Below are 17,672 nucleotides of genomic sequence, written 5' to 3'. Positions count from 1 at the left end.
TTCGATATTGCTTCAAATCAGTGGTTGTGGCGCGGCAGTCGCGAGGTAACATCGCGGAACGTATCGGCGCCTTTGATGACGGCGCCATCGCCAAGCTGTGTGACGGAGGCCCGGTACATGGCCTGCCATGGCGTCTCGCTGTCCCGCACCGCATAGACAAGGTCCTGCTTGCGGCGGGCGATCTCATCCTCGCTGACAAGAGCGTCGCAGCGACCTGTATCGAGGTCGATCCGGATGATGTCGCCATCCTTGAGCCAGGCGAGGCCGCCGCCTTCAGCGGCTTCGGGGCTGGCATTGAGGATGGAGGGGCTGCCCGAGGTGCCAGACTGGCGGCCGTCTCCCATGGTCGGCAGACTGTCGACACCCTCGCGGATCAGGGCATCCGGCGGCTGCATGTTGACGACTTCGGCTGAGCCGGGCCAGGCCACAGGGCCAGCCCCGCGCACGACAAGGATGCAATTCTCGTCCACCTTGAGCGCCGGGTCGTTGATGCGGCGGCGGTAATCCTCCGAACCATCGAACACGACCGCGCGGGTCTCAAACGTGTTGGGTCTGTCCGGGTCGGACAGGTAGCGGTTGCGGAAATGGTCGGAGATGGCGCTCGTCTTCATGATGGCGCTGTCGAAAAGGTTTCCGGTTAGCACCTTGAAGCCGCCATTCCGCCGGAGCGGCGTGTCGTAGGCATAGATTACCTCGCGGTCGGCGGGGCCAACGGATTCGAGATTCTGGCCCAGTTTCGAGCCGGTCACCGTCATCGCATCGAGGTCGAGATGCCCGGCGCCTGCGAGTTCGTTCATAATGGCCGGCACGCCGCCCGCCCGGTGGAAATGCTCGCCGAGATACTCGCCCGCAGGCTGCACATTGGCGAGCAGCGGTATCTCATAGCCATGCGCGTTCCAGTCGTCCGCCGTCAGGTCGACTCCGGCATGGCGGGCGATCGCCATGAGGTGCGGGTAGGCGTTGGGCGATCCGCCGATCGCGGCATTTACGCGGACGGCATTGAGGAAGGAGGCGCGCGTCATCACGTCGAGCGGTTTCAGCTGTTCCTCCACCATGGTGACCGCGCGCTTGCCTGTCCGGTAGGCACATTGCGGACGCTCCTTGTACGGAGCGGGGATGGTAGACGAACCGGTGAGCGACATGCCGAGCGCCTCGGCAAGAACGTTCATGGTCAACGCCGTGCCCATCGGATTGCAGTGACCGAGCGACGGCGTCGAGGCGGCGACGCGTTCGATGAGGGTTTCGCGCGTGATTTTGCCCGCCGCATATTCCTTGCGCACGCGCCACAGCACCGTGCCGGAGCCGACACGTTCGCTATTGGACCAGCCATCCAGCATCGGCCCGCCCGACAGCACGATGGCTGGCAGGTTCGCAGTGGCCGCGGCCATCAGCGCAGAGGGTGTAGTCTTGTCGCAGCCGGTAGTCAGCACGACGCCGTCGAGCGGGTAACCGTGCAGAATTTCGACGAGGCCGAGATAGGCGAGATTGCGGTCGAGGGCGGCGGTAGGGCGTCGTCCGTTCTCGAAGATCGGATGCATCGGGAATTCGATGGGGATGCCGCCTGCATCCCGGATGCCGTCCTTCACCCGGCGTGCAAGGTCGACATGAATCCGGTTGCAGGGCGCAAGGTCGGAGCCGGACTGCGCAATCCCAATGATCGGCCGGCCCTCGCGCAGTTCCTCCAGGGTCAGGCCATAATTGGTGAAACGTTCCAGATAGATCGCGGCCATGTCAGCATGCTCGACATTGTCGAACCAGTCCTGCGAGCGCAGCCGAAAGTCGCGTTTCTTCGATCCTGTCATCTAGAGTACTCCCCGCCTTGCAAGGTTGGTCATCAGGGCGCCCATTCCGAACGTCCATGGCGCAGCCGTTTCCGACGTGGTCGTCCAGTTGATCAGGGTGCCGAGAGAGCGTGTTGATATCTTTACGCAATCGCCGGCTTCGTGCGTGAAGCCCTGACCCGGTGCGCGCCTGTCCTCCACCGGGGCGAACATCGTGCCGAGCAGGACTGCCAGACCATCCGGATATTGATGATGAGGGCCGATCGCCTGCGAGACGATATCTTCCGGCTTTCTGGAAATCTTCGACATGTCGCTCGTGCCCTGCAGATGGAATCCGTCCGTGCCGAGAACGTCCAGGCTGATCTCGGCGTGCGCCACGTGCGCCAGGCTGAAATCCTCATCGAACAGACGAATGAAAGGCCCGATTGCGCAGGACGCATTGTTGTCCTTCGCCTTGCCGAGCAGCAATGCCGAGCGGCCTTCCATGTCCCGGAGGTTCACGTCATTGGCAAGAGTCGCACCGATGATGTTGCCCTGCGAGGTGACGATAAGGGCGACTTCGGGCTCAGGATTGTTCCAGTCGGATGCCGACAGGACGCCGATCTCGGCGCCGCAGCCCACCGCCGACATGGGCTGGGCCTTTGTGAAGATCTCCGCATACTCGCCGAAGCCGACTTCCAGGTATTGCGACCAAAGCCCTTCTGCCTTCAGGCGGGTACGCAGCGCGTCTGCTTCTGCAGATCCTGGCCGGATTAACGCGAAATCGCCCGCGATGGTCGCTGACAGTTCAGCCCGTAATTGTACTGCGCGTGCCGGGTCGCCGCCAGCGCGTTCTTCCACGACGCGCTCGAGCAGGCTGGCCGCAAAGGTCACCCCGGCGGCCTTGATGGCCTGAAGGTCGCACGGCGCGAGCAAGCTGCCGCGGCAGCGTTCATCATCGTCCGGCAACAGGAATGCGTCGAGTGGTCCGAGATCCGGCAGTGCGGACAGATTGGTCCGGTCGGGCAGGGCTGATTCCAGGAGGGCAGACACAGTCGGCGCGATGGAGATCAGGTTGATCACGCGGCCGCTGCTGATAAGCACGGGGCAGGGCCCCCGCTCTTCACGCGACCAGACCCGGCCAATCAGCAAGGCGTCTGCGTCATCTGGCAAAATCTGTTCTGAACGGAGTGGCAGATCCATGGGGCTACTTTCTGAAAGATAGCGTTAACATTAAACGTTCGAGGTCGCAAAGATGGTTGGCCGTCAGGTCACGGCGAGCGCAATCAGGCAGGCGATGACAAAACCAGACAGACCAATGATGGTTGTCATCACCGTCCAGGTTTTGAGCGTCTGTGTCTCGGTCAGGCCAAGATAGCGGCTGACGAGCCAGAAGCCCGAGTCGTTGACGTGGCTGCAGACGATTGCACCGGATGCGATGCTGGAGACGATCAGGGCGAGGCCGACAGGCGATGCCGCCGACGTATCAATCATGGCTGAGACGAGCGTGCCGCTGGTGATCATGGCGACCGTGGCAGACCCTTGGGCGACCCTCAGTATGGCCGCAATAGCGAAGGCCATGACGATGGGTGCGAGACTGGCGGACACCATGAGATCGGCGATCTGGGTGCCTAGTTGGGAATCGACCAGAACTTGCTTGAATGCGCCGCCCGCGCCCGTGATGAGAACGATTACGCCTGCCGGCTCAAGCGACTTTGCCATCACCTTGTTCAGGGCTTCCGGTTTAAAATCATGGCTCAGGCCAAGCACGACATAGGCGATGCTGCAGGCGATCAGCAGGGCCGCAAAAGGATGTCCGATGAACGTCAGGACAACCTGACCCCCCTCTGGAACAGGCATCATTTCTGCGAAGGCGCCGAGGACAATCAGCGCAAGCGGAGCGAGAATGATCAGGAGGACGGAGAGGGCTGATGGCTGTTTCGCGCCATCCGTTTCCGGAGCGGCCTCGCCGAGCGCTTCAGGCAAGGAGGCAGGTCCAGCATCCAGCACCGGTCCTGCCAGTCTCGATGCCATCGGGGCAAACAGGATGCCGCCCAGCAAGACGGCCGGGACGCCCGTTGCAAGACCGGTAAGGAAGACCCAGCCTAGATTGGCGCCGATCAGGTCGGCGACAGCAATCGGCCCTGGCGTCGGCGGCAGGAATGTATGTGCCATCCCCATGCCCGCAAGCGCCGGGATCGCGAACCAGAGAACCGGACGGCCGGAGCGTCGCGCCAGACCGAACAGCATTGGGGCAAGGATGATGAACGCAACATCAAAGAAGACGGGAATCGACACGGCGACGCCGACACCGGCCAAGGCCCACTGAGCGCCTCTTGGTCCGGCCGTTGAAAGCGCTGCGCGTGAAAGTGACTGAATGCCCCCGGAATGCTCGAGAATGGCGCCGAGCATCGCACCGAGGCCGACAACCACCGCAACGAAGCCGAGCGTCCCGCCCATGCCATCGCGGATTGAGCCCATAATTGCGTCAGCCGGCATGCCGGCTGCCAGCGCAACGCCAATCGAGGTCATGAGTAGCGCAATGAAAGCTGGAATACGCGCGAGGATGATCATCGCCAGCAGCGCCGCGATGCCTCCGATGATGATCAGCAGGCCAATGAGTGAACTATCCATGACAGCCCGTAGCCCTGGCGTCTGTCTGTAAGCCAGATTTCAGGAAAACTTGGCGATCGCGACGGATCGCTTGACGGCGTTTCATTGGTGAATCCTCCCCGGTCCCTCGGTCTTTTTTAATTGGCTGGTGGCTCCAGCTTCTTGGTCTTCGAGTTCCAAAAGCAGTTTGACAGCGCCTTGCAATTTTGGAAGTGGGAACGCTAACAAGAATATGGCGAACGGGCCAGACAATGGGAGGACGGCAAGGTGATAGTGCAGATTTTCGCACGAATTATCGGGGATTTACGGGCGCAACGAGGAAAGCGCGGTGGGGCTGCAGGTGCTGCGGTCGTTGCGTTCGCAGCGGCGTCCTGTGTCGCCGCAGCCCCAGCTCAGATTCCCGAGCCGGCGCCGTCTGCTTCCGAGGCTGAACCAGCGTCCGAATTCAGTCCGCGGGTCGAAGCGCTCCTCGATGTCATGACGGTCGACCAGAAGATCGGCCAACTCGTCCAGGCGGCTGGCGGGCGCAGCAAATCCCTGAATTCACGGCTCAGCGATGCCGAGCTGGACCGGGTGCGCGCCGGCAAAGTGGGATCCTATCTCCATGTCGCTGGAGCTGAGCCGCTTGGCGAGTTGCAGCGTGTAGCGGTCGAGGAAAGCGAGCACGGCATCCCGCTCCTTTTCGCGATGGATGTCGTGCACGGATACCGCACCGTCTTCCCCGTTCCGATCGCGATTGCCAGTTCGTTCGACCCTTCTGCATGGGAAGAGGCCGCACGCATTTCTGCTGTCGAGGCCACATCGGCCGGCCTGCACTGGACGTTCGGTCCCATGATTGACGTTGCGCGCGATCCGCGCTGGGGCCGGATCGTCGAGGGCGCCGGGTCGGACCCCTATCTTTCAAGCCAGATGGCCGTTGCGCAGGTGCGCGGCTATCAGGGGACCTCGCTTGCCGACGCCGACACAATGCTGGCGACCGCCAAGCATTTTGGTGCCTACGGCGCAGCATTGGGCGGGCGCGACTATGGCTCTGCCGATATTTCAGAGCGCACCTTCCATGAGGTCTACCTGCCGCCATTCTATGCCGCAGAGGAAGCGGGCGTTGGCTCCTACATGACGGCGTTCAACGATATCGGGGGTGAACCCGTCACCGGAACCGAGGCGCTGGTCGATGGCATCCTGCGCGATCAATGGGGGTTTGACGGTCTTGTGGTGTCCGACTGGAATGCCATCGCCGAGCTTCTCAACCATGGTGTCGCCGAAACGCGCGGCGAATCAGGCGCACTCGCACTTCGGGCGGGCGTCGACATGGACATGACGAGCGGCGTGTTCGGGGAGGATCTGGCTGCAATGCTGGAGGACGATCCGGCGCTGCAGGCAGACCTGGACCTGGCAGTCGGCCACATCCTGACGGTCAAGGAGCGCCTTGGCCTTTTCGACAATCCGCTGGCCTATCATGACAAGGCTCGCGAAAAGGAGAGTCTTCTGACCCCCGGGCACAGGGCGGCCGCGCGCGAAATCGCCGTTCGCAGCATGGTTCTTTTAAAGAATGACAATCAGACGCTGCCGCTGAGCGAGCCGGAAGACGACATCCTGGTCATTGGTGCCCTGGCCGAAGACCGGATGACGCAACTCGGCTCCTGGCGCGCACGCGGCGAGGCGGATGATGTCGTCTCGATCCTCGATGGCCTGACCGATGGCGCGCCGGACGGGGTCAATGTGCGGTACGAACCCGGAGGCGGTATCCAGACTGTCGAGGAAGCGGCAATCGCGGCGGCGGTTGAGGCAGCGGAAAGAGCTGGTGAAGTCATACTCGTCATCGGCGAGGATTTTGACCTGTCGGGCGAGGCACGCAGCCGCTCATCGGTCGAGCTGCCAGCCGGACAGAAAGCGCTGGCAAATGCGGTGCTGGCGGCCAGGCCCGATGCGGTCGTGCTTCTGGTCACTGGCCGGGCCATGGCCATTCCCGATGTCGTGGAAAAGGCTGACGCTATCCTGTTAACATGGATGCTCGGCGTTGAGGCCGGACCTGCCGTCGCAGATGTCGTTTACGGTGCGCGCATGCCTGCCGGCCGCCTGCCTGTCGATTTTCCGCGGGCCACTGGACAGCTCCCTCTGACTTATTCCGAGCCACCAAGCGGACGCCCCGCCAATGCCGATCTGTCGGTCGATTCCAATCGCTACATGGACCTGCCGATCACGCCGCAATTCCCTTTCGGCCATGGGCTGACCTATACGAAATTCACCTACGGCGAGCCGCAGCTGAGCAAGAGCGCTGTCGGGCCGATGGAAGCGTTCGACATCTCAGTGGAGGTCACCAATACGGGTGAACGCGACGGGGAAGATGTTGTGCAACTCTATATGCGTGACCCTGTTTCACGAACCGCGCGGCCGAAAAAGGAACTCCGTGGTTTCAAGCGGGTCAGCATCCCGGCCGGACAGTCGGTGACGGTCACGTTCACCCTCTCGCCGGCGCAGTCGGCTACTTATGACGGTGAGGGCAGCTGGCTTATCGAGCCGGGCCGTCTCGATTTCATGATCGGGTCGTCGTCAGAGGATATTTCGGGTGAGGTTTCAGTCGATGTGACCGGAGGCGCGCAGACGCGTGTTCCCGCGGCTGCGATTGAAACGGAGGTTTCGGTCCAATGACGTTGCAGAGACGGCAAGTTCTTATCGGCCTTGCGAGTGTTGCAGCGGCCTGCCAGGCCCCCGCCCAGCTCGGCTCTGGTGAAGAAGCAAACGACATACTGGACGTCTTCGATGACCGCCTGCATGAGGTCATTGCTCCGGGCGCGAGACTGATAAAGCGGGCAGAGGGGTTCACTTGGAGTGAAGGTCCGGCGTGGGATCCTGTTCGGTCGCGGCTTTATTTCTCGGATGTCCCTCAGAACAAGGCGTGGATGTGGAGCGAGGCGGGCGGCAAGGAACTCTTCCTCTCGCCCTCCGGAGCAGAAGACGTAGAGGGCTTCAGGGAACCGGGCTCGAATGGCCTTTGGTATGCTAACGACGGATCGCTGCTTGTCTGCAATCATGGCGCCCGGCGCGTGGAGCGTTTGAACATCGAGACCCGCGAGCGCTTGGTTGTGGCGGCGCAGTTTGATGGCAAGCCGTTCAACAGCCCCAACGATGTTGTCGAGTCATCTGACGGCACGATCTACTTTACGGATCCGCCCTATGGGCTCGAAGGGATGAATGAGTCGCCGCTGAAGGCTTTGCCGTTCAATGGTGTCTACAGGTTGCGGCCGGGCGGCGCGGTGGAACTGCTCCTGGATGACATGACGTTTCCAAACGGTGTCGCGCTTTCGCCGGATGGCCAACGGCTTTATGTCAGCCAGTCGAACCCCGACGCTCCAATCCTCCGTGAACTGGTTCTGGACAGCAGAGGTGCAATCGTCGCCGACACGACCCTGTTTGACGCATCCGATTTTGCCGCTGATGACAGCCCTGGTCTGCCGGATGGTATGGCGGTCGATGCGGGTGGCCGCATCTTCCTGACCGGCCCCGGAGGGATATTCGTACTTTCGCCGGATGGGAGCGTTCTCGGACGGATCAGAATGGAGAAAGCGACAGCGAATTGCGCGTTCGGTGGCGATGGCACGCGCTTGTTCATCACATCATCTGATGCCCTGTATGAGCTGCAAACCAAGACCCGTGGCATTTAATCCGTAAACTGATGAATTTGGTTCGGCGGTCTGGTGTTGTCAGACGTGTGGCGAAAATGCCGCGCTCAATATCGATTTGGGGAATCCGCTCCTGCGTGAACCGCTGGAATTTTCATTGACAACAACAACTTAGGTTAGCGCTATCAAAAAAATCCAATTGTATCTATTGCCAGAGTTCAAAAACAATGCTGAGTTAAACACGATAGCGCTAACATAAAGCGCATCGCGAAAATTGCCCGGACCAACGGGTGACCAGAGGGAGGTACTAATGCGTTCACATCAACAGCGGAGCTATGCCCAGCGCTCCAGGTCGCTGGCCCTGAGGAGTGTCCTCGGCGGGGCTTCGGCCATTTCAATCTCAGCGGCCATGCCTGCATTTGCGCAGGATGCCGATCAGGTGGAAGAATCTCGTCAGGAAGTTGTCGTTGTTACGGGCATCCGCTCAGCGCTTGAAGAGGCTATGGAGATCAAGCGCAACGCCAACGGTGTTGTTGACGCGATTTCCGCCGAAGACATCGGCAAGTTTCCCGACACCAACCTGGCTGAATCGCTTCAGCGAATTACGGGTGTGTCGATCAACCGGACGAATGGTGAAGGCTCGGAAATCACCGTTCGCGGCTTTGGTCCGGACTTCAACCTGGTCACCCTGAACGGGCGTACCATGCCAACCGCGGAAACGCGGCTGATTGGCCAGCGCGGCAACTTTGGCGCCGGCGGTGATCGGGCATTCGACTTTTCGAATCTCGCATCCGAGGGTGTCAGCGCGCTGGAAGTCTACAAGACGGGTCAGGCCACCCTGCCGACTGGCGGTATCGGTGCCACCGTGAATATCGTGACACAGCGCCCGCTGGACAATGGACAGTCCGGCTTTGTCGGATCCGGCCAGATCAAGGGCGTGATGGATGACAGCGTCGTCAGCGGCGACGATGTCACCCCGGAGCTTTCCGGTATTGCGAGCTGGTCGGATGCAGAGAACCGTATCGGTGTCAGCCTCTTCGGTTCCTACGCAAAGCGGGATTCCGGCGCTCCGACACAGCAGATCAACGACTGGCTCGTCTTCGATCCAGCAGTTGATGGGGCATTCGAGGACAGCAGCTATGTGCGCGGCGATGGCAGCACGGAGATCACGAACGCACCGAAGGAAGGTCAGCTTTACGCCATTCCGCAGGACAGTCGCTATGACCTGTCCGAACTCTCGCGGGAGCGCATCAACGGTCAGCTGGTCCTGCAGTTCCGGCCGATGGACAACCTCACCCTGACGGGTGACTACACCTTCGCCCGCAATGACTCAGAAGAGCTCCGCTTCGAACAGACCAACTGGTTCGCCACGCCGTTCGATCAGATCATCTTCAACAATAATGGTCCGGTTGCCTCTGCAGCGTTCATGCAGGAGAACAATAACGGCTCAAAGGATATCGGCTTTGAGCAAACCGATCGTGCGACACGCGATACGCTGAGCTCACTGGGCTTCAATGCCGATTGGGAACTGAACGACGACATGTCGATCATTTTTGACGCTCACAGCTCGATCTCCAAGTCCCGCGGCAACAATCCGCTGGGGCACAGCGCAACCTTCGTGACCTTCGGGGCACCGGTGATCCTGAGCCACTCGGTCGATTACCGGTCCGGGTATCCGGTCCAGGACTACACCATCGATGACAGCGTGCGCGGAAACGGCAATGGTGTTCTCGACGCTGGCGATCTGGGGACACAGGTACAGCGCTCCAGCACCGCGTCCGCGAAGAACAGCATTGATGAACTCGACCTGCGTTTCGAATGGGAGCTCGACAATTCCCGCCTTATCGTGGGCGGCAATTACCGTGACAGCACCTTTGATCGCGCCACGGCGACGACGCAGCAGGATCTAGGGTCCTGGGGCATCGGCAATCCTGGAGATGTCGAGCAATTCGCACCAGGGCTCGTCACGACCTACTGCCTCGAATGCGAATTTGACGATCTGCCGGTCGGAAAGGCTGATACCGCCTTCCGTTCGAGCCCGACCCAATTGTTCCCGATCTTCCAGGAGGCTTATTCGGAGAACGCCATCGTCCCGGGCGGCTCACGCGACACGGTGAATGAGGAAATCACGTCACTGTACGCGCAGTTCGAGATGGAAAGTGAATTCTTCAACCGTCCTGCCCGTGTGAATGCAGGCTTGCGGTACGAAGAAACAGAGGTCAGTTCTGATACGCTTCAGACGGTACCGTTGAACATCATCTGGCAATCTGACAATGACTTCCTGGTTTTCAACGGTGACGATCGTGAAGCTGTCAGCGGCTCGGCAAGCTATGACTATCTGCTTCCGAACCTCGACTTGCAGGTGGACATTACCGACGACATCGTTGCCCGGGCCTCGTACTCGAAGACGATCGGCCGGGTGGCGTTCTCGAACCTGTTCGCATCGACAACAGCCGATGCGCCGAACAGGCCGACGGCACTCGGCGGCCAGGTTACGGGTTCATCCCAGAACCCGGGCCTGCTGCCACTGGAATCGGATAACTTCGATATCTCGCTTGAGTGGTACTTCGACGAGTCGAGCTATGTGTCGGCCGGCTACTTCGATAAACGGGTGAAGAATTTCATCGGTAATGGTGTCGTTGACCGCAGCCTGTTCGATCTTCGCGACCCGACCTCGGGTGTGGCGGGATCGCGGTCCGGCGACGCCCTCGATATCATCAGCGAGCTTGGGGTCGATGAGTCGGAAGCCAACCTCTTCACCCTGGTGGCCCTCATCGATGCCAATGGCGGCAATGTTGCTGCCGCACAGGCTGAATTCGAGGCGCAATTGGGCACGGATGGGGCTGCTGCAAACGCCCTGCCGCAGAGCTATGTCGACTTTATCCTCGGCGAGTACGATGTCGTGGCGGATGCCAATGATCCATTGCTGACATTTGCGGTCGGCCAGCCGATCAACAACCGCGAAGGCAACATTGACGGCTTCGAATTTGCCGGCCAGCACTTCTTCGGCGATACCGGCTTCGGCATCGCGGGCAGCTACACGCTGGTCAACGGCGATGTGGAGCTGGATCCGGGGGCTGATCCGGGTGAGGAACAGTTTGCCCTCACCGGCCTGTCGGACACCTACAACATCACCGGCATATACGAGAAATACGGTTTCTCGGCGCGTCTTGCCTATAACTGGCGGGACACCTTCCTTGCGTCGACAAACCAGACGGGCGACCGTTCGGGTGTGTATGTCGAGGATTACGGCCAGTGGGATCTGAATGTCAGCTACGACATCACGGATCAGATTGCCGTGGCCTTCGAGGCCATCAACCTGACAGGCGAAGATCAGCGGACCTACCACCGCGTGCCTGAGCAGGTCTACTACGCCTACGAACTGTCGCCGCGTTACATTCTGTCAGCGCGCTACAGATTCTAGAGGAGTCGCCTTCGGCATCGTGTCCGTTGGCGGTGAAAAGAAAGGCCGCCGGTGTCCTCCCCCGGCGGCCTTTCCGCTATTGAGTTGCACGCCAATTACGCAGAGTGTGAGAGCTTGCGGTTGTGAGTGAATTTGCGTGTCCGCCTATCTGATGGGCATCAAAGAACGGAGCTACGCGTGACGAATAACGTCCTTCTGAACAATGTCGACCACGCAGACCTCAAGGTCAGCACCGCGCGCGGAGAAGCGTTCGGGGATGGCGTCAATCAGGCCGTGGTCGTCCCGACAGAATTTCTGGAGCTACAGCGTGAATTCCCAATCCTGCTGAAGAAGGATCAGTCGGGCGCGTATCAGGCCATCGCGCTGCTTGGCTTTGACAGCGGGGAAAACCTGTTTCTCGATGGCGACCGATGGGTCTCGGTATATATTCCGGCTATCCTGGCGCGCGGACCTTTCACGATCCGGACGAGCTCCCAGGGGGATCAGGCCCAGTCTGAGCCCATGATCAATATCGACCTCGATCATCCTGCGGTCGGCGATGAGAATGGCGTGCCCCTGTTTCTCAAGCATGGCGGCAATTCACCCTACCTCGAGCACGTGGCAGGCGTCCTCCGGCGACTGCATGCCGGGGTCGAAGTCCGCAAACCGCTATTCGCTGCTCTTGAGAAATTCAACCTCATCGAGCCGGTCAACATCGAAGGCGAATTCGGTGAGGGTATGACCTTCAGCATACCGGGGTTTTCGGCTGTCAGTATCGAACGGCTGAACGAGCTTGATGCCCAGGCCCTGCATGAGCTGAACCGGGCAGGATATCTCTACGCGGCTTACATGATGGTCGCTTCGCTGAGCAATATCAGCCGCCTCATCCAGATGAAGGCAAGGAAGATCACCGCGCAGTCGAGTGGGAGCTCAGGTTGAGCACGGCCAGCTTTCTCGAGAACGCAAGTCGCACCGAAATCCTGGATGTTTCCGGCTCGGGCAAGATACCGTTTGAGAGAATTATCGAGGCTGACAGGCCTGTCATTGTCCGCGGTGTCGGTCGGCAATGGCCGATCGTGAAGGCCGGGCTCGACGGGCCGCACGTCGCGATGGACTATCTCGCCCAGTTTTACAGTGACCGGCCGCTGGTCCTCTACTCACTTGCCCCGGAAGCCGAAGGCCAGCCCTTTTACGACGAGACCGTTACCGCGATGAACTTTCAGCGGTCGCAGGTTTCGCTCGAAGCATTTTTCTCCGCCGTCAAACAAACCTTCGGGCAGCCGAACCCGCCCGGATATTATGTTCAGTCTACCGATCAGAAGCTGTTCTTCCCCGGCTTTGAGGCCGAAAACGGCATCGATCTCTCGCCCCTTGCGCCCTTCGCAAAAGCGCCGCCTGTCGTTTCGCTTTGGTTCGGCGGCAAGACCACGGCCCGGGCGCATTACGACATGTCGCACAATATCGCGGTGTGCCTTGTGGGGCGCCGGCGGTTCATCCTGTTTCCGCCGGACCAGGTTCACAATCTCTATCCCGGTCCCCTGGCGCCAACGCCGGGCGGGCAGGTCATCAGCATGGTCGACATCCACAATCCCGATCTCGACGCGCATCCAAAATTCGAGGTGGCTGCGCAAGCCGCGCAGATTGCCGATCTCGAGCCGGGTGACATGCTGATGTATCCCGCGCTCTGGTGGCACCAGGTTGAAGCCAGGGACCCGTTCAATATCCTTCTGAATTACTGGTGGAATGCGGTGCCGGCCTATGCGGACTCGCCGATGAACACCTTGCTGCACGGGCTGCTGAGTTTGCGCGACCGGCCTGCTTCCGAGAAGGCCGCCTGGCGCGAGATGTTCGACTATTACGTCTTCGGCGACGCCGGCCAGGCCGGGGCGCATCTGCCAGCGGCTGCGCGCGGTCCGCTGGGTGAAATGGATGAGATGATGGCCCGCCGTCTTCGCGCGGAAGTGCTGCGCAAACTGAACCGTTGAGAGCCTTATGAGTGACACGCAAACAAATCTGGTGAAGCGCGTTGTGATTGCCGGAGGCGGTACGGCTGGCTGGGTCGCGGCGGCGGGACTGTCGCACCATCTCGGCCCCGCGCTTGAGATCACGCTTGTCGAGTCCGATACGATCGGCACGGTCGGTGTTGGCGAAGCGACGATCCCGACGCAGCGCACTTTCCATGCGCATCTCGGCCTGAACGAAGCAGATTTCATGAAGGCCACCGGCGCAACCTTCAAGCTTGGTATCGAGTTTGAGGGCTGGCTGCGGCCAGGCCATCGCTATATCCACTCATTCGGAACGCTGGGCCGCCATACCTGGGTGGCGCCGTTCCATCATCTCTGGCTGCATGCGAAGAGCCGTGGGTATGGTGGCTCGCTCGACGATTACTGCCTCGAATTGAAAGCCGCGCGTGCCCACAAGTTTTACACCGCGCCAGACAAGTCGGTGCTCAATTATGCCTACCATCTCGATGCGACGGCCTATGCGCGATTTCTGCGCACCTTCAGCGAGCAGAAGGGCGTCCGGCGCGTCGAAGGGCTGATCGAGCATGTCGAGCAATCGGGTGAGACCGGCTTCATCGAAGCGCTGAAGCTGCAATCGGGTGAGCGCATTGAAGGCGATCTCTTCATCGACTGCACGGGCTTTCGCGGATTGCTGATCGAGCAGGCGCTGGAGACCGGTTTCGACGACTGGAGCGACTGGCTTCCGATGAATGCCGCGGTTGCTGCGCAGTCCGAGGCGACCGGGCCGGCCATCCCGTATACGCGCTCGATCGCCCATGAAGGCGGTTGGCGCTGGCGGATTCCGCTTCAGCACCGGGTTGGCAATGGCATCGTTTTCGATAGCAATCATCTCGATCCGGATGAAGCCGAGAAGAAGCTGCGCGACGCCATAGACGGGCCCCTGCGCACTGATCCACGTCTCATCCGCTTCCGGACAGGGCGCCGCAAGCGTGCCTGGAACAAGAACTGTGTCGCGCTGGGCCTATCGGGCGGCTTTTTGGAGCCACTGGAATCGACCAGTATCCATCTCATCCAGCGCGGCGTCGCCGACCTTGTCGCGCTTTTCCCCTATCACGGCGTGACGCAGGAACTCTCAGATCTGTTCAGCCGCAAGATGAATCGCGAACTGGAACAGGTGCGCGATTTCCTGATCCTGCACTACAAGCTCAATGAGCGCGAGGATTCCGATTTCTGGCGGGGGCGGAAGGCGATGGACATCCCGGATACGCTCGCGGAGCGGATCGCGTTGTTCCGGGACAGCGCCTATGCCTATCACAATTGCGACGAGCTGTTCCTGACCGACTCCTGGGTCCAGGTCATGATGGGGCAGGGGCTTGCCCCGACCGGGTGGCATGCGGTGGGACACATGTTCCCCGATGACAAGCTCAAGGGGGCGCTCGACGCGCAGCGGGCTCAGATCGAGAATGCCGTGTCGCGCCTGCCCGCACATGACGACTTTGTCCGGCAATACTGTCCAGTGACGCCCACATAGAAAAACGGCGGACACGTTGGTGCCCGCCGTTCCCTGCTTAGGTCATTGTGCGCTAGTCGCCGGCGACCGAGACCTCTGCTAACGAGAGGCCTTCGGCATAGCCCGGCTGGCCGCCGCCAGCCGACACGGTAAAGCTTCCGGTCTCGGGGAAGGTGAGATTGCCGCTTTCGTCATGATAGCCGATCTGGCTTGCCGGGACAGTCACTTCGACGCTCGCCGTTTCGCCGGGCTGAAGATCGACCACATCGAAGCCGACCAGCTCGACTTTCGGTACAGACCGGTTCGGACGGTCGTTCCGCGTTACGTAAAACTGGACCACTTCCCGGCCTGCCATGTCACCGGAATTAGTCACATCGACAGAGACGGTAAGGTCTTCACCGGCAGTGTAGGCGTCGGCGATATCGAGTCCGGAATAGCTGAAGTCTGTGTAGCTCAGCCCGTGACCGAACGGGTATAGCGGCTCGCCGCCGAAATACTTGTAGGTCCGGTTTTCCATTGAATAGTCGAGGAAATCCGGCAGGTCATCGACCGACTTGTAAAAGGTGACCGGGAGCCGGCCGGATGGGCTGAACTCGCCCCAGAGCAGGTCCGCGATCGCTTCGCCGGCCTTTTCACCGGGGTAGAAGGCCTGCACGATGGCGGGCAGGTTTTCATCTTCCCAGTAGAGGGCCATCGCGCTGCCGGAGAAGTTGACCATCACGACCGGTTTGCCTGTCTCGTGAAGCTTTTTGACGAGCGCTTCCTGCGGGGCAGGCAGCTTCAGATGCGTGCGGTCCCCGCCAAGGAAGCCGTCAAGCTCGACGCCCATTTCCTCGCCTTCGAGATTGGCGTCGATGCCGCCGAAATAGAGGATGACATCCGCGTCCTCGACTGCCGCCATGGCTTCGGCTTCGAGGTCCCGGGAGACCTCTGTCCAGTTCAGATAGGCGTACTTGTCGAGCTGGTCGCGCGGCCAGCCGCTATCGAAATTGAGCGTCATGGTGAACGGATAGCGCTCGCCCGCTTTCATCTCGACATCGTCGGTCTCGCCGACTTCACGGTCATCGATTTCGACCTTTGACCAGCGAGAAGGCTGGAAGCGGTAGACCCCATCGTCTTCAGGAACGATTACGCCTTCCCAGACAGCGCCGAACTCATCGTTGAGGCCGTTGGTGCCCGGCGTGCGTTCCCAGTAGAAATCGATATTCTCCTCGACCTGCTCAAGCAGCGGATCGCCTGAAATGAATTTGTCCTCATAATAGGCTGCCTCAACGCCTGAGACGAGGTCGCCATTCTCCCCTTCATGGAAGAGGACATTTGCTGGCACCGGCTTGTAATCGGAATAGATGTCGCCCGCGATGGTCGAGCCGAGCGCATAGGTTACATTCTCTTCGCCGACTTTTGCCTTGATGCCTTCGAGCGCTGTGACCGGCTGGGTCGGGCGACCGTAATAGTTCGCGACGAGGGTCCACCAATTGTCGGCATTCGGTCCGATGACGGCGACTTTCGTGTCGGCTGCGAGGGGCAGGATACCGTCATTCTTCAGGAGGACCAGCGACTTGCGGGCCGTCTCTTCCGACAGCGCAATATGGTCGTCGCTCGCGACGATATCGATCGACGTGTCGGCATAGGGAACGAGGTCCGGATCATCATACAGGCCAAGCCGGAAGAGGGCGGTGTAAAGACGGATGACGGATTGATCGATCGTCTCCTCATCGATCAGTCCCTGCGCGACAGCTTGCGGCAGCGCGTCCATCTTGTTGCCTTCGCCGTCCCCGCAATTGAGGTCGGTTCCCATCTTCACAGCCATGGCGGCCGCTTCGGCGCGCGTGTCGACATAGTCGTGCGCGACATAGGGCGCTTCGCCCGCATCGACCTTTTCCTGGTCGTAATAGAAATCGCCGATCGCGCCGCAGTCGGAGACGACATAGCCATCAAAGCCGAGATCGCCACGCAGCAGGTCGACCATCAGGCGTTCGGAGGCACAGGCAGGCGCACCCCAGACGGCATTATAGGCGCACATTACAGATTCCACGTCTGCCTCATCCATCGCCATCTCGAAGGCGGGAAGATAGGTCTCCCAAAGATCTGCGTCGGTCGCGATATAGTCATCCCGGTGGCGCGAAGGCTCCGGGCCTGAGTGGACCGCATAGTGTTTCACTGTGGCGACGGCCTTCAGGTATTTGTCGTCATCGCCCTGGATGCCGTTGACGAAATTGACGGCCATGCGGCCCGTCAGGAACGGGTCCTCGCCATAGGTTTCCTGTCCACGCCCCCAGCGCGGGTCGCGGAAGATGTTGATGTTCGGCGACCAGAAGGTGAGGCCGCCATACATGGCGTAGACATCTTCAGCTGCGTAATAATGATGCTTCGCACGGCCTTCATCGGAGATGGTTGTCGCCACCTCAAGCATCAGGTCCTCGTCCCAGGTCGCGGCAAGCCCGATGGCCTGCGGGAAGACCGTCGCGTGTCCGGCGCGGGCAACGCCGTGCAAGGCCTCATTCCACCAGTTATACTCATGGATGCCGAGGCGCGGGATGGCCGCGGCCTTATCATACATCTGCGAAGCCTTCTCCTCGAGCGTCATGCGCGAGACGAGGTCGGTGGCGCGCTCTTCCGGCGAGAGGGAGGCGTCCATATAGGGCAGGTCGGCCGGCGTCTCCGCCGTCTGCGTGCTGTTCGCTGAACTGTCGCCAGCGCTGACGGCCACGGGCTCGTTTCCGTTGCAGCCTGTAAGCAGGGCGATGGCGCACGCAGAGGCGAGCCAGATGGCTTTAACAGGGGTCTTCGTCATGGATATTG

Annotated in this window: 10 protein-coding genes; 6 read left to right on the top strand and 4 right to left on the bottom strand. The window is 60.6% G+C overall.

Annotated features, from left to right (window positions below; all coding sequences use genetic code 11):
• Positions 1-17 precede the first annotated feature (17 nt).
• The 3 genes from Q1K29_RS12705 to Q1K29_RS12695 all read right to left on the bottom strand — a co-directional run bounded on the left by Q1K29_RS12705 (position 18) and on the right by Q1K29_RS12695 (position 4,394).
• Complete coding sequence (locus tag Q1K29_RS12705) at positions 18-1,802, bottom strand: IlvD/Edd family dehydratase (protein ID WP_300395384.1); 1,785 nt, start codon at positions 1,800-1,802, stop codon at positions 18-20.
• Complete coding sequence (locus tag Q1K29_RS12700) at positions 1,803-2,963, bottom strand: fumarylacetoacetate hydrolase family protein (protein ID WP_300395383.1); 1,161 nt, start codon at positions 2,961-2,963, stop codon at positions 1,803-1,805.
• Between the two features lie 63 nt (positions 2,964-3,026).
• Complete coding sequence (locus tag Q1K29_RS12695; protein ID WP_300395381.1) at positions 3,027-4,394, bottom strand: gluconate:H+ symporter; 1,368 nt, start codon at positions 4,392-4,394, stop codon at positions 3,027-3,029.
• 246 nt (positions 4,395-4,640) lie between these two features.
• Between Q1K29_RS12695 and Q1K29_RS12690 the strand changes: the two genes are divergently transcribed.
• The 6 genes from Q1K29_RS12690 to Q1K29_RS12665 all read left to right on the top strand — a co-directional run bounded on the left by Q1K29_RS12690 (position 4,641) and on the right by Q1K29_RS12665 (position 14,891).
• A complete protein-coding gene (locus tag Q1K29_RS12690; protein WP_300395379.1) occupies positions 4,641-7,022 on the top strand; it encodes a glycoside hydrolase family 3 N-terminal domain-containing protein in 2,382 nt (793 codons plus the stop codon).
• Positions 7,019-8,035 carry an SMP-30/gluconolactonase/LRE family protein gene (locus Q1K29_RS12685; protein ID WP_300395377.1) on the top strand — a complete coding sequence of 339 codons (1,017 nt, stop codon included), beginning with the start codon at positions 7,019-7,021 and terminating at the stop codon, positions 8,033-8,035. Before Q1K29_RS12690 ends, Q1K29_RS12685 begins: the two co-directional genes overlap by 4 nt.
• Positions 8,036-8,303: 268 nt before the next feature.
• Positions 8,304-11,417 carry a TonB-dependent receptor gene (locus tag Q1K29_RS12680; protein WP_300395376.1) on the top strand — a complete coding sequence of 1,038 codons (3,114 nt, stop codon included), beginning with the start codon at positions 8,304-8,306 and terminating at the stop codon, positions 11,415-11,417.
• A gap of 177 nt (positions 11,418-11,594) precedes the next feature.
• Positions 11,595-12,335, top strand: a complete 741-nt coding sequence (locus Q1K29_RS12675) for a SapC family protein (protein WP_300395375.1) — start codon at positions 11,595-11,597, stop codon at positions 12,333-12,335.
• Positions 12,332-13,381, top strand: coding sequence for a cupin-like domain-containing protein (locus Q1K29_RS12670; protein WP_300395373.1), 1,050 nt, complete (start codon positions 12,332-12,334; stop codon positions 13,379-13,381). The genes Q1K29_RS12675 and Q1K29_RS12670 overlap by 4 nt, the downstream gene beginning before the upstream one ends.
• Before the next feature lie 7 nt (positions 13,382-13,388).
• Complete coding sequence (locus Q1K29_RS12665) at positions 13,389-14,891, top strand: tryptophan halogenase family protein (protein WP_300395371.1); 1,503 nt, start codon at positions 13,389-13,391, stop codon at positions 14,889-14,891.
• A 52-nt stretch (positions 14,892-14,943) separates the two neighbouring features.
• Here Q1K29_RS12665 and Q1K29_RS12660 read toward each other — a convergent pair whose 3' ends face one another.
• Complete coding sequence (locus tag Q1K29_RS12660) at positions 14,944-17,664, bottom strand: glycoside hydrolase family 3 C-terminal domain-containing protein (RefSeq protein WP_300395369.1); 2,721 nt, start codon at positions 17,662-17,664, stop codon at positions 14,944-14,946.
• Positions 17,665-17,672 lie beyond the last annotated feature (8 nt).

This window comes from Henriciella sp. (genome assembly GCF_029937755.1).
GTDB lineage: Bacteria > Pseudomonadota > Alphaproteobacteria > Caulobacterales > Hyphomonadaceae > Henriciella.
The sequence above is the reverse complement of the archived record's forward strand: the minus strand, read 5'-3'. Positions and strand labels throughout refer to the sequence as shown.

Excerpts from the sequence above, each read along its gene's own strand:
- Q1K29_RS12705 (WP_300395384.1), bottom strand. The coding sequence starts at position 1,802 with ATGACAGGATCGAAGAAACGCGACTTTCGGCTGCGCTCGCAGGACTGG.
- Q1K29_RS12700 (WP_300395383.1), bottom strand. The coding sequence starts at position 2,963 with ATGGATCTGCCACTCCGTTCAGAACAGATTTTGCCAGATGACGCAGAC.
- Q1K29_RS12695 (WP_300395381.1), bottom strand. The coding sequence starts at position 4,394 with ATGGATAGTTCACTCATTGGCCTGCTGATCATCATCGGAGGCATCGCG.
- Q1K29_RS12685 (WP_300395377.1), top strand. The coding sequence starts at position 7,019 with ATGACGTTGCAGAGACGGCAAGTTCTTATCGGCCTTGCGAGTGTTGCA.
- Q1K29_RS12680 (WP_300395376.1), top strand. The coding sequence starts at position 8,304 with ATGCGTTCACATCAACAGCGGAGCTATGCCCAGCGCTCCAGGTCGCTG.
- Q1K29_RS12665 (WP_300395371.1), top strand. The coding sequence starts at position 13,389 with ATGAGTGACACGCAAACAAATCTGGTGAAGCGCGTTGTGATTGCCGGA.
- Q1K29_RS12660 (WP_300395369.1), bottom strand. The coding sequence starts at position 17,664 with ATGACGAAGACCCCTGTTAAAGCCATCTGGCTCGCCTCTGCGTGCGCC.